Annotated in this window: 8 protein-coding genes and 2 tRNA genes; 2 read left to right on the forward strand and 8 right to left on the reverse strand. The window is 32.4% G+C overall.

The window, feature by feature from the left end:
- Positions 1 to 3: 3 nt before the first annotated feature.
- The 4 genes from N1F78_RS04360 to N1F78_RS04375 all read right to left on the reverse strand — a co-directional run bounded on the left by N1F78_RS04360 (position 4) and on the right by N1F78_RS04375 (position 7,282).
- Positions 4 to 3,141: a SusC/RagA family TonB-linked outer membrane protein gene (locus N1F78_RS04360; RefSeq protein WP_406684966.1), complete on the reverse strand. Its 3,138-nt coding sequence runs from the start codon at positions 3,139 to 3,141 to the stop codon at positions 4 to 6.
- Positions 3,142 to 3,387: 246 nt separating this feature from the next.
- Positions 3,388 to 4,911 carry a helix-turn-helix domain-containing protein gene (locus tag N1F78_RS04365; RefSeq protein ID WP_406684967.1) on the reverse strand — a complete coding sequence of 508 codons (1,524 nt, stop codon included), beginning with the start codon at positions 4,909 to 4,911 and terminating at the stop codon, positions 3,388 to 3,390.
- Between the two features lie 222 nt (positions 4,912 to 5,133).
- Positions 5,134 to 6,156 carry a UDP-glucose 4-epimerase GalE gene (galE, locus tag N1F78_RS04370; RefSeq protein ID WP_406684968.1) on the reverse strand — a complete coding sequence of 341 codons (1,023 nt, stop codon included), beginning with the start codon at positions 6,154 to 6,156 and terminating at the stop codon, positions 5,134 to 5,136.
- Positions 6,149 to 7,282 (reverse strand): DegT/DnrJ/EryC1/StrS family aminotransferase, encoded by a 1,134-nt coding sequence (locus N1F78_RS04375; protein ID WP_406684969.1) that lies wholly within the window; start codon positions 7,280 to 7,282, stop codon positions 6,149 to 6,151. Before N1F78_RS04375 ends, galE begins: the two co-directional genes overlap by 8 nt.
- A gap of 137 nt (positions 7,283 to 7,419) precedes the next feature.
- On the opposite strand from N1F78_RS04375, the gene N1F78_RS04380 reads away from it, so the two are divergent.
- Together N1F78_RS04380 and N1F78_RS04385 are read left to right on the forward strand one after the other, a co-directional pair.
- Entirely contained in the window at positions 7,420 to 8,661 is a 1,242-nt protein-coding gene (locus N1F78_RS04380; RefSeq protein WP_406684970.1) for a 3-deoxy-D-manno-octulosonic acid transferase, read from the forward strand.
- A gap of 120 nt (positions 8,662 to 8,781) precedes the next feature.
- Positions 8,782 to 9,102 carry a hypothetical protein gene (locus tag N1F78_RS04385; protein WP_406684971.1) on the forward strand — a complete coding sequence of 107 codons (321 nt, stop codon included), beginning with the start codon at positions 8,782 to 8,784 and terminating at the stop codon, positions 9,100 to 9,102.
- Positions 9,103 to 9,206: 104 nt separating this feature from the next.
- Here N1F78_RS04385 and N1F78_RS04390 read toward each other — a convergent pair.
- The 4 genes from N1F78_RS04390 to N1F78_RS04405 all read right to left on the reverse strand — a co-directional run bounded on the left by N1F78_RS04390 (position 9,207) and on the right by N1F78_RS04405 (position 14,319).
- Positions 9,207 to 9,290: transfer RNA gene (locus tag N1F78_RS04390), tRNA-Leu, on the reverse strand.
- Between the two features lie 55 nt (positions 9,291 to 9,345).
- A tRNA-Gly gene (locus N1F78_RS04395) sits at positions 9,346 to 9,417 on the reverse strand.
- Between the two features lie 99 nt (positions 9,418 to 9,516).
- Entirely contained in the window at positions 9,517 to 12,096 is a 2,580-nt protein-coding gene (mutS, locus tag N1F78_RS04400) for a DNA mismatch repair protein MutS (RefSeq protein ID WP_406685663.1), read from the reverse strand.
- A 201-nt stretch (positions 12,097 to 12,297) separates the two neighbouring features.
- On the reverse strand, positions 12,298 to 14,319 hold the full coding sequence (locus tag N1F78_RS04405) for an LruC domain-containing protein (RefSeq protein WP_406684972.1): 2,022 nt from the start codon (positions 14,317 to 14,319) through the stop codon (positions 12,298 to 12,300).
- Between the last annotated feature and the right edge of the window lie 64 nt (positions 14,320 to 14,383).

Here is a 14,383-nt window from a genome sequence, read left to right on the forward strand (position 1 = left end):
TTTTTAAAATTTAACTCTTACTGCAACACCATAACTTTTTGTTCCTGGTGCATTAACAAAATCTACACCTTGAACATTACCGGCTCCTAAAGCATTAGTTTCTGGATCTACACCCTTATACTTAGTATCTAACCATAAGTTTCTTCCGTTTAGAGTAACATCTAAACCATAAATTCCTGTATTTTTTAACCAAGTTTTAGGTACCTCATAAGACAAACTTATATTTCTTAAACGCACCCATGATGCATCTTCTATATTTGCTTCATCTACCAGCGCGTTTAAACTTTGGTAATAATCATTAGTAAGTGGAGCAGCTACATCACTTTGCAAACCTGTAGATTCTATAATACCATCAAATACCGCCGTAGCATTACCGTTAGGTTGATCTGCTGAGTAATAACGATCTTCCGTAGATTTACTTAAACCATAAAATTTAAAGTTTGCTTCGGAGTCGTTTAAAATTTGACCTCCTTTTTTAAACTCCATAATAGCACTTAATGTAAAACCTTTATAAGAAATGCTATTGTTAATATTAAGTACCCAATCAGGGTTAGGATCACCTAACACAAGGTTTTCAGTAGCAAGTTGTGGATACCCTTCATCATCTAACAGCAACACGCTATCATCATTTCTTTTATAGCCAACCCCAACAAATGTTCCGTAAGGAAGCCCTGGTCTTGCTACAATATTAGCACCGTTAAAGTAACCGTAACCAATAATAATTTCGTCTAAACCATCTGGTATGGAAATAACTTCACTCTCATTTTTTGTGAAGTTGAATAGCAAATCCCAATTTAAATTCTCAGAATTTCTAATAATATTATTAAAACTTAAAATAGCTTCCACTCCCTTATTTACTACCTTACCGGCATTATCATAATACGCTGCATATCCTGTTGTGGAAGACAAAGGCACTTGTACAACTTGATCTTCAGTGGTTCTATTATAATAAGTGAAATCTATATTTATTAAATTATCCAAAAATTTCAACTCTGTTCCTACTTCCCAAGTTGAAGAAATTTCTGGTTTTATATTTGGATTCCCCTGTACATTGCTAACTGTAAATTTTGGGTTCCCTAAAACATTAGGGTCTCTTTTTGCATAAACATCAGAAGTAGCATAAAGACCTTGAGAGTCATTACCAAGTTCTGCCCATGATCCTTTTATTTTTGCAAAAGAAAGCCAACCTATGTCATTTAAAAGTTCAGACACCACAATAGCACCACTAATTGAAGGGTAGAAAAACGAATTAGCACCCTCTGGTAAGGTTGAAGACCAATCATTTCTTCCTGTAACAGAAAGAAAATATGTGTTTTGGTAATCAAAACTTAACTCACCAAAAACACCTATTGTTCTTTTTCTATTGGTAATATTATTTGAGGTAATGGCAATACCATTAGAAATATCTGTAAACCCCCGAACTGAAAGCCCATCACCTCTTACATACAATCTATCATATAAAGATTCATAAATATTATTACCTATTAAATAAGACACACCTAAATCATCCATCAAATTCACCTTTCCAGTCAATAAAACATCAGAATTAAAGTCTTTGTTGTTCACTCTAATTTCATAAAGATCTCCTGCATTATTAGTCGTATTAACAGAACTAATTGGTCTAACCAGGTTTCTATCATCTGCATAAGTATCCATTCCCACTCTATATGATAATTTTAACCAATCTGCAAAATCATAAGAAAAATTTACACTGCCTATAAAACGATTTACTTCATCATTTTCTAGTTCTTCATTAACTACCCACTGAGGTTCGGCTACAGTAGAACTAAACCACGTTCTATTTCCTTCGGCATCTTTCCATTGCCTAGTAGTTATATCCCACATGTGATGATAATATCCTATTCCAGCAAAACCAGTGTCACCTCCTTGTATAGATACCGTTCTTGAATTAGCATATGTTGCATAACCTCCAACCTTGAATTTGTCAGTAATGTTATACTCTCCTTTTATAGTAGCATTTATTCTTTCGTACTCACTATTCTGAACTATACCTTCTTGGTCTTGTCTTCCAATAGAAGCATAAAAATTTCCTTTTTCATCTCCGCCAGAAACTGATACTGAGGTCTGTAATGTATGACCTTCATCCCAAAAGTTTTTGTAATTATCTCTAAAAATTGGAATGGCTTGACCTGAAACATCTTCAGCAACACCATCACCATCTAAATCTGTATTCGTTCCTGCAGGAAATGTAGGGTTGTCATCATAAGCTGGCCCCCAACTCCAGTGAGTTACATTAGAATAATCACCACTTCTACCTCTACCGTATTGATATTGAAATGAAGGGTATTTATTAACTTTTTCAATAGAATAACTTGTGCTAAATGTAACATTAAGTCCATTTCCAGCCTTTCCCTTTTTTGTAGTAATTATTATAGCTCCATTAACTGCTCTACTTCCATAAATAGCTGTTGCAGCTCCACCTTTTAAAACCGTAACAGATTCAATGTCATTAGGATCAATATCTGCGGCTCTATTAGTACCAACTGTTTCTCCATAATCTTCAAAAGTTGTTCCATCTAGAACACCTAACTGAGACCCGTTGTCTGTATTATTACTTATTGGCAAACCGTCAACCACAAAAAGAGGCTGATTGCTCCCTGAAATACTAGAAGAACCTCTAATAACAATATTAGCTGAAGAACCAGGAGCCCCATTTGAGCTAGTAATATTAACCCCAGCTACTTTTCCATTTAGGGCATTTACTAAGTTAGATTGCCCTCCTTCTGTGATAACATCAGATTTAAGAGACTGAGCAGAATACCCTAATGCTCTTTCTTCTTTTGATAAGCCTAATGCAGTGATTACTACCTCCTGTAGTACCGAAGCATCTTCTTGCATCGTAACATTTATGGTATTTGATGCACCAATTTTAATTTCTTGGGTTTTATATCCAACAAAACTAAATACTAGAATTTCACCCTCATTTGCCGTGATTGAATAAATCCCATCAAAATCTGTTGAAACGCCATTTGTCGTTCCTTTTACCAAAACAGTTGTTCCTGGTAAAGGTAATTCTGCAATATCTGAAACTGATCCAGAAATTGTTCTTTCTTGTGCAAATACCATTGTTACATTAAATAACAAAAGCAACGCCAACAAGTAATTACTTTTTACATTCATAAAATTATTTTTGAGTTAGTCTTTGCTGATTGTAAAAAAGGAAGGCAGTTGAAGATTTTTTTAAGTGACTAATTCAAAAAAATACTATAAGAAAGAAAGCAAAGTTTTAGTGAAACTCCAGCTTAATAGTAAAGCTCTTTTACCGCCTTACCTTTTACAATTGCAGGAATAAAGAAAGTTATAATGCTATTTTTCTTCGGCAATACCTATAATAGTTTACCTTTCCGATAATAGCTTACTTTAATTTTACGCGTAAGATCTCTTCTTAATTCTTAAGTTGATAAATTCTGAAGGTGTTAGTGAAGTCTCTTTTTTGAAGGCTTTATTAAAAGTAACTTTATTATTATATCCTACCTCATAGGCAACATCTATAATATTAAGACTTCCATGAATATCTTCTTCAAGTATATTTATAGCTTCTTTAACTCTGAATTTATTTATTAGCTCGGAAAAATTCATATTAAAATGCTCATTTATTACCTGAGATGCACTATGCCTAGTAGTTTCTAATTTTGATGCTATGGTGTCTAAATTTATTGAACTATTTTTATATAGCTTCTCTTCATTAAACAATTGAATTAAATTTTCTTTTAGTTCAATAGATAAATTTTGGGTTAATCCGGATTTCTTATATTTCTTAAAACCTAAGGAACTATTAATAATATTTTGAGTTTTGCTACTAAACAATTCTGGATTTATATAGGCTACAAATGCTATAGATAATATAGACAAAGACATTATTAAAACCTGTGGGTGTCTAGCTGCGGTAATATATGGATAAAACAATCCTGCATAACCGTACAACAAATAAGTAACAACATATGCAATACTAATATTTTTCAAGATATATTGCCATTTCAAGTCTATAGGAGAATACCCTATATTTTCATTCTTATTATTAACATAAATTCTATGTATGGCAAAAGTGTAAATGGCCAATGACAAAAATTTTGTAAATACTAAAAAAACAACAAAAAACCCTGGAGATTCTGTATTGTTATTTATCATAAATCTTAATTTATCATTACCACTCAAAAAATATACGGGAATCGCATAAATAATCATAGCTATAGTAGGAAGTAAGTGAAGCAAATCAGACATCCGAAAAACAAGATTCTTAGTTATTGATTTGAAATAAAAATATAGAAGAGGCCCGTACAAATAAGAAAAAGAAACTGTAATGAATAAAGAATGGGGTACTTTATACATATAGTTGGTAATATACAAAGTAGAGTTTATTATAAATAAGGAATGTAAAAACACAAAGAGGCCAATTAGAAAATTACTATACCTGTTTTCACTTTTCCTAAAATTAATTACAATTGCTATAAACAACCCAATAAAACTAGTAAATATGTAAAATAAGGACAAATAAGTTATTTTAAGCGAATACTTTCCATTTAACTTTGAAAATTCAGGACTTGCTTTGACATTTTCAAAAACAGTATTATTTAAAACTGAAATATCTGATGATTGTTCAATATATTTTTCAGTAAAATTTGCAGCTTCCTTGGGATTATTAAGTTCGGCATGGGCTAAAGCTAGGTTTTTTAATAAATTTAATGAATCAGAGTGTTTTAGTTTAATACCTTCTTCATAATAATTTAATGCGGATTCAAGAGTTTTTACTCTTTCAATATTTTGCTGTTGTATAACACTGTCTATTTGTAAAGTAGAATGATACTTACTTGAATTATAAATTATAGCATAACTATAACTTATATATAAAAGCATCAATAGTGATATGATTATTTTTGATAGGTCTCGCATGTGATCGAATTAGCCAAATTATCACCTACAATTAGCATTTTAAATATACAATCTTTAACCTACAAAATCTCATAAAACAATCTTAAAAACCATCTTAAGGGTAAACCCCGATAATAATTTACCCCTAAAAACCCTGCTGGTAATAACAATAAATCATCTAAAACAAAAAAGCCAATTATTAAAATAATTGGCTTTTTTGTTTATCAAATTCTAGTCAAAAGATTAAACTCCTCTTACTTTTTGTTCCCATTTCCAAGCTGAGCGCATTGCATCATCCAGATCGAGTTTTGTTTCCCAACCTAATTGCTCTTTAGCTTTAGCTGTATCTGCATAAGCTGAAATAACATCGCCCTCTCTTCTATCTACTATTTTGTAATTAAGTTTTTCATTTGAAACACGCTCAAAAGATTGCACAACTTCTAAAACAGAACTACCCTTACCAGTTCCTAAATTAAATGTTTCATAATTAGCCGCATTCTTATTTTGAAGCAATCTTTCCAAAGCCACTAAATGAGCCTTGGCCAAATCAACAACATGAATATAATCACGTATACAAGTTCCATCAGGAGTTGGATAATCATCTCCAAAAACAGATAATTGCTCTCTAATCCCTGCAGCAGTTTGAGTAATAAAAGGCACTAAATTCTGCGGAACACCAATTGGCAACTCTCCTATTTCAGCGGATTCATGTGAACCGACAGGATTAAAATATCTAAGAGCAATAGCTTTTAAAGTTGGAACAACTTTACAAGTATCTCTAATAATTTCCTCTCCAATTTGCTTTGTATTACCATAAGGAGACTCTGCTTCTTTAACAGGAGCATTTTCTGTAATAGGTAACTCATCTGCTTGACCATATACCGTACAAGACGAACTAAAAATAAAACTAGCTTCAGATAATTTTTTTAACTCTTTTAACAAGTATACCAATGTGCCAATATTATTTTCATAATACATTAATGGTTCATTTACACTTTCTCCAACTGCCTTACTTGCTGCAAAATGAATAACTCCTTTTACATCACTATGCTTTTTAAAAAAAGCCTCAACATCAGCCTTTTCCTTTAAATCAATTTTTTCAAAAGCTGGCATTTTTCCAGTTATTGCATTGATGCCATCTAGTACATTTTCAGATGAATTTGACAAGTCATCAATAATAACAACTTCATAACCTGCCTCTTGTAATTCTACAACGGTGTGGGATCCTATAAACCCTAAACCACCTGTTACTAATATTTTATCCATTTACAAATTTTATAACGGTTGCTGTAATATATTCTATTTGTTCATCATCTAATTCAGTATGCATTGGTAATGAAATTACCTCTTTTACTAACTGATTAGTCACTGTAAAATCTTCCTCTTTATATCTATCATCTAAGTAAGCTTTCTGCTTATGAAGCGGAATTGGATAATAAACACCACAGGGAATACCATTTTCATTTAAATGTTTAGCTAAAGTATCTCTATCAACCCCCTTAACTTTTAGTGTATATTGATGAAATACGTGATTGTCTTCTGCACCATATCTATGAGGTGTTTCTATACTTGAAACCCCTTCAAAAGCATTATCATATTTGTTAGCAGCCTCTCTTCTGCTATTATTATAACCATCTAAAAGAGGTAATTTGGCATCTAACACGGCTGCCTGAATACTATCTAATCTTGAGTTAACTCCTACAACATCATGATGATATCTTACATACATTCCATGATTTACTACACCTCTAATAGTATGTGCTAGTTCATCATCATTGGTAAAAATTGCGCCACCATCTCCGTAACAACCTAAATTTTTAGAAGGAAAAAATGAAGTGGCTCCAACATTACCAATAGTACCAACTTTTACTTTTGTTCCGTCTTCATAGGTATAATTAGCACCTATAGCTTGAGCATTATCTTCTATTACAAATAAGTTATGCTCTCTTGCTATTGCCATAATAGCCTCCATATTGGCACATTGACCAAATAGATGAACTGGCACTATAGCTTTTGTTTTTGGTGTAATAGCTTTCTTTATAGCTTCAATACTAATATTAAAATCATCAGGATTAACATCAACTAAAACAGGAGTTAAATTTAGTAAAGCTATTACCTCTACAGTAGCAGCAAAAGTAAAATCAGCCGTAATAACCTCATCTCCGGGTTTTAAACCCAAACCCATCATGGCTATTTGTAAAGCATCCGTACCATTGGCACAAGGAATAACATGTTTTACACCTAAATAGTTTTCTAAATTTTTCTGAAATTCATGAACCTTAGGTCCATTAATAAATGATGTGGTTTCAATAACTTCTTGTATAGAAGGATTTACAACGTCTTTAATACCGCTATATTGACCTTTTAGGTCTACCATTTGAATTTTCTTCATCTGAAAGAATTATAACTCCATTTTATTATTGAAAACTAAATTAGTTCAACAAAGAGTTTTGACCTTACGAAATTACAAAAAATCACATACCTAAACCAATGAAATTGTTTTAAGAACTGTATTTTAGCAACAAATAAATGATATTGGATTTTATTTATAACATTGGTGTTTTTTTAACTTCTTTTGGTTTAAAATGCATAGCTCCATTTAATGATAAAATTAAATTAGGTGTTAAAGGGCGCATTGAAACTTATAGTATTTTATCAAAATATTTAAAAGTAAAAGACAAAACACTTTGGTTCCATTGTGCTTCTTTAGGTGAATACGAACAAGGTTTACCTGTTTTTAAGGAAGTAAGAAAGATATATAAGGAACATAAAATTGTTCTTAGTTTTTTTTCACCTTCCGGATATGAAATTAGAAAAAATGCGGAAATTGCTGATGTAGTTGTTTATCTTCCCTTAGATACAAAAAAGAACGCTAAACGTTTTTTAAATATTATTAATCCAGAACTTACCATTTTTGTTAAATATGATATTTGGCCAAATTTTTTAAGTGAAATAAAACGAAGAAACTTAAAAGCTGTTCTCATTTCTGCAAGTTTTAGAAGCAACCAATCTTATTTCAAATTTTATGGAAAACAACTTAAGGAAGCTTTATTTGCATTTGAACATATTTTTACGCAAAATGAGAATTCTAAATCCTTATTAAGCGGTATAAATTACAAAAATGTAACTGTTACTGGAGATACGCGTTTTGACAGGGTTTACAGTCAGTTACAACAAGATAACACTTTAGATTTTATAGAGCAATTTAAGGACAACAAACTTTGTGTTGTAGCTGGCAGCACCTGGCCAGAAGGAGAAGTTATAATTACCAATTATATTAACTCCTTAAAATCTGAGGAAGTTAAATTTATTATTGCCCCGCATAATATAAAATCTAATCAAATTAACAATCTAAAAGAAAAACTAAAGACTAAAAGTATTTTGCACTCTTCTAAAGAGCAAGAAAACCTTGAAGAAGCTCAAGTTTTTATAATAGATACCATTGGTTTACTAACAAAAATTTACCATTATGCAGATATGGCATACGTTGGTGGAGCCATTGGAAATACCGGTTTACATAACACGCTTGAACCAGCTACTTTTGGTATACCAATTATTATTGGAAAAAACCACGGCAAATTTCCCGAAGCTCAAGAAATGATAAACAGAGGTGGCATGTTCTCAGTTTCTAATGAGGATGAATTTACTGTTATTTTAAATAAATTAATTAGTAATAGTGACTTACGTCGTGAAAGTGGGTCAAAAAATTTGAATTACGTTAAAGAAAATAAAGGTTCCGTAATCCAAATCTTAGATTATCTACGTAAATAACTTGAATTTATTATTGTTTGTTAAAATTTTTAACAATATCATTTCAATGTTATTAAAATTCTATTAAATTCGTAATATGAGTTTTTATAAACCTAATTAATTAACACTAAAACAATGACAATGAAAAAATTAATTTTAAGTACTGCAGTTTTACTGGTATTAAGTTTATCTTTTACTTCTTGTAGGGATACTAAAAAAGCTGAAGATGCTGCTGATGCAGTTGAAAACGCTGCCGAGGCTGCTGGTGAAGCTGTTGAGGAGGCTGCAAGTGAAGCTGTTGACGCTGCTGGTGAAGCTGTTGAGGCTGCTGGTGAAGCGGTAGATAACGCTGCCGAGGCTGCCGGTGAAGCGGTAGACAATGCGGTTGAGGCTGCTGGTGAAGCGGTAGATAATGCTGCGGATGCTGCTAAAGATAAAGTTAAAGAAGTGACTGGTCACTAATTTACCAAACTTTAAAAATTAAAAAGCAGCCAATTGGCTGCTTTTTTTTATATCTATTTAACTGAATAAAAAAAGCCTTTACAAGAAATCTTGCAAAGGCTTTGTACTGAAGGCGGGACTTGAACCCGCACGGCCCAAGGGCCATTGGATTTTAAGTCCAACGTGTCTACCAATTCCACCACTTCAGCATGTTCGATTGTGTTAACCACAAATCGACATTGGTATATTTTTAAAAAGTCTCAGAGCGAAAGACGGGATTTGAACCCGCGACCCTCACCTTGGCAAGGTGATGCTCTACCCCTGAGCTACTTTCGCAGTCTTTGTTTATGAACGTACAATCTCTTGATTGCGGATGCAAATTTAAAATATTTCTATGAATAGCAAAGCCTTTTTTAAAAATAAATAAAATTTATTTTAAGCTTGCTTTTTCTTAACCAGCATGCGCTTTATTTCATTAAGTTTCATTAAAGCTTCAACAGGTGTAAGTGTATCAATATCAGTATGTAGTATTTCTTCTTTTATATTTTCTAGTAAAGGGTCGTCTAAGTTAAAAAAGCTTAACTGCATTTCATCATTTAAAGACTTAACTTTATCTGTTAACTCTTCACTGGAGTGAGATTGCTCTAATTTTTTCAATATTTTATTTGCTTTGTGTAACACTTGCTGCGGCATACCAGCCATTTTAGCAACATGAATACCAAAACTATGTGCGCTTCCACCTTCAACTAATTTTCTTAAAAACAGTACATTATTTTTCAACTCCTTCACAGAAACATTAAAGTTTTTTATACGCTCAAAAGTTTCGGTCATTTCGTTAAGCTCATGATAATGCGTGGCAAATAAGGTTTTAGGTTTTGCTGGGTGCTCATGTAAATACTCACTAATAGCCCAAGCAATAGAAATACCATCATAAGTACTTGTTCCTCTTCCTATTTCATCTAGTAAAACCAAACTTCTCTCTGAAATGTTATTTAAGATTGAAGCTGTCTCATTCATCTCAACCATGAAAGTAGACTCTCCCATTGAAATATTATCACTAGCACCTACTCTGGTGAAAATTTTGTCCACCAAACCAATACGAGCCCTATCTGCTGGCACAAAGCTCCCTATTTGCGCTAACAAAACTATTAGTGCCGTTTGACGTAAAATAGCTGATTTACCAGACATATTAGGACCTGTAATCATAATAATTTGCTGTTCCTTTCTATCTAAAAAAACATCATTAGCTATGTACACTTCACCAATTGGCAATTGTTTTTCAATAACTGGATGACGCCCATTTTTAATTTCTAAATCAAACGACTCATCAATTGAAGGATATATATAATTATTATCATTTGCCAATTGTGCAAAACCACATAAACAATCTAGCTGACCAATTAAAAAAGCATTTTGTTGTATTGCCTTAATATATCTATTCATCCAAACTACTAAATCCGCAAATAACTGTTGCTCTAGTGTTTGTATTCTATCTTCAGCTCCTAATATTTTGGCTTCGTATTCTTTAAGTTCTTCTGTAATATAACGTTCGGCATTTACTAAAGTTTGCTTCCTAATCCATTCTTCAGGAACCTTATCTTTATGGGTATTCCTAACTTCAATATAATAACCAAACACATTATTTGAAGCTATTTTTAAAGATGGTATACCTGTACGTTCACTTTCACGTTCTAGCATACTATCTAAGTAATCTTTACCGGATTTTGACAAGCCTCTTAATTCATCCAGCTCAGATGAAAACCCCATAGCAATAGTGTTACCTTTTAACACATTTACCGGAGCATCTTCATTTAAAGTTGTTTTTATTTTCTCTCTTAGCACATCACACCCTTGTAGTGTATCTCCAATAATTTTTAATGATTCGTTACTACAGTTTGAAGCCAACCCTTTAATTGGAACTATAGCTTCTATTGAATTTTTAAGTTGAATAACTTCACGTGGACTTACTTTTCCCGTTGCCGTTTTTGAAATAAGGCGCTCCAAATCTCCAATCTGATTAATATAGTTTTGAATCTTATGATGTACCTCTATATTTTCAGTTAAAAATTTAACTACTTCATGGCGTTGTTTAATTTTATCAAGACTTTTTAAAGGCAATGCCAACCAACGTTTAAGCATGCGTCCACCCATTGCTGAAATTGTTTTATCTATAACTTGCAATAGAGTAACAGCATTAAGATTTGTTGAATTATAAAGTTCTAAATTTCTAATTGTGAATTTATCCATCCATACATAATCATCTTCTGCTATTCTAGAAATAGAAGTGATGTGTTGTAATTTATGATGTTGGGTCTCTCCTAAATAGTGCAAGATAGAACCTGATGCTATAATACCTTCATATAAATTTTCAATACCGAAACCTTTAAGTGTTTTAGTGTCGAAATGTTTAGTAAGTATCTCATAAGTATAATCTGTTTGATACACCCAATCTTCTATATAAAACGTATGAAAATCATTTCCAAAAGCTTCATTGAATTGATTACGTTTTTGCTTAGATACTAAAACCTCACTAGGGCTAAAATTCTGAAGCAACTTGTCTATATACTCAAGGTTACCCTGAGAAGTTAAAAACTCACCCGTAGAAATATCTAAAAATGATATTCCTATATTTTTTTTATCAAAATATACTGAACATAAAAAGTTATTAGATTTTGATACCAAGACCTCATCATTTAAAGCTACTCCTGGGGTAACTAACTCTGTCACCCCACGTTTAACAATCTTTTTTGTTAATTTTGGGTCTTCAAGCTGGTCACAAATTGCAACCCGTTCGCCTGCCTTAACAAGTTTTGGCAAATACGTATTTAATGAATGATGAGGGAATCCCGCTAGTTCTGTTTCACTCTCGCTGCCAGCGCCACGTTTGGTTAAAATAATCCCTAAAATACCTGCCGTTTTAACAGCATCTGTACCAAAAGTTTCATAAAAATCTCCTACTCGAAAAAGCAATAAAGCATCTGGATATTTTGCTTTAATAGCATTATATTGCTTCATCAGGGGTGTCTCTTTCTTTGCCAAAATTAATGAGGTTTTAGGTTCTTCTTTTCAAGGAAGTAAGAATGCTAATGTAAATATTATTTGTGCTTTTGTAAAACTGATAACCGACAAGTTATCTACAAATGAAGAGAGATTTTAACAAAAAAGCCTCTAATTTTTTATTAGAGGCTGAAAATATCTTTATTTATCAAGGTTGTACTAATTATTTGAAACCTTATCTGAATTTATATTACCTGGATCATCTTTATACCAGTCATCATTGGTAGACCCACCCGAAGACGCCCAATTTGAAAAGAAATTATAAGCATCAATAATTTGTATTCTTTCATTTGGAACTTTAAAATCATAGGCCACGTTAATTGCCCATGGCAAACCAGATTCAGTAACATAATTACCATCTAAGTCCCTATTTGATCCAACCACATCTGGTAGGTTATCACCCAAAGAGGTAGGGTTTTTAAATGGCAAATGCACTTCCTTTTCTCTTTCTTTTCCAACAATAATAAAAGGATTAAATGGTGCGGGCTCCATACTATTCGGGTTTACTGGTTGTGATAGTAAAATAGATACTGTAACTTCCCTACCAAGCATTGATCTAGCATCATCAAACATTACAAAAACTGCATTGTCTTGACCACTTTCCGTTCCATTTCCAGCTATATTAACAAAACCATGCTTTAAATCTAGCCCCGTAACACTTTCTATCTGACCAGGAGTTAAAGATTCTATCTCTAAACCAAATCCATTCACTAAACCTGCTCCATTGGCTTTTACATAATAACTAAAGTCTAGCTGAACTATATTATTTTGAGCATTTAAATACGCTTTAAATCTGTAATTAAGCGCTACATCGTTAAAATCATAGTCTCCTGTATGTGGCCACAAATCTTCAAACGCAAAGGTTCCCCAACCGCTTTCACTTGGTGTAAATGCAACAAAAGCTCTATCCGGATCATTGGGAAAAGCATCATCGTAATCGGCTATTCCATCGCCATCTGCGTCTGGAATCTCTACAACTTCCTCTACGGCATTCAAGATTGCTAAATCGTTAATTTTACGACTGAAATTAGTTCCGTTATTTGCAGACACACCATAAACGTATTGCCATGATCCTGTTTGTAAATCTACAGTCATTAAATCAGAATTACCAAACCAGGCGTCTGCAAGCCATAATTGACCATCGGAATCAAATTCCATTGATGTTAAATTTAAAGGCACAGTAGAACTAATATATGTTCTTTGATATACTCCATCTCCATCCAATTCCACTTGGTACAAACCAGTAAAGGAACACATATACATTGTACCATCTTCAGCAAAAACAAGATCACCTCCTAAAAGAGCTCCATCCATATCTTTAGTATCAGTAATTGACCCATTACTTGGGTTAATGGTATAGACCTTGTCCCAATTAGAAAAATACAACATCCCATCATCTTCATTAAAATCTAATCTTGGTCCGCCTATTTCTAAATCTGTAATTGTTTCCCAAGAATTATTTTCAATGGAATATTTCATTAAAGGATTAGGCCTACTTCTTCCTATTGAATAAAGTAATTTATTTTCCTGATCTATGGCACAAGTATAACTACCCATTGGCATATTACAAAGTAGTGTATATGCTCCAGTAAATGGATCAACCTGAAATAATTCACCATTACCATTTACACAATAAAAAATATCACTTTCATTATTACTTTTACCAAAGACTTTACTTGTAGAATCAGAACCAAAATAATTAACTTCACCATTTGAGATAGTAACTACTTCTGATGAATATTTTAAATTATTTTTCCTACGAATATATAATTGATCAAAATGTTCAGGAACGGCTATCGTTTGAGTTATTTTTCCATTTTTAATAACACCATTAAATATTAACTTATCTAATATACCTGAATTAAATACAGAATCAGTTACCATCTGCCCTTCCTCATTTTCATAGGTTTCAATTCTAACAAATTCCTTTTCGTCAGAATAAACAAAAATATCATATCTCACATTATCTCCAGTATCATTAATAGTAACCTTAACCTCCTTGTGAGTACTGAAATCAAATCCCGAGGGTATGTTTAAATTATCTATGGGATCTTCAGAAACAGGAGTTTCTGTTTCAGGGGTTACATTTTTAAAATCTTCAATTTCTTGTGTGACATCACAAGAAAAAATAAATAGCAATACAAGACATGCTATTATTAGTTTGGGGCTAATTAATTTCATTATTGAGAGTATTTTTTAGCAAATAAACGTTAAAATGTGTATTTCGTCGATTTTTTACTATAAA

The organism is Seonamhaeicola sp. MEBiC01930 (assembly GCF_045277075.1).
GTDB lineage: Bacteria > Bacteroidota > Bacteroidia > Flavobacteriales > Flavobacteriaceae > Seonamhaeicola.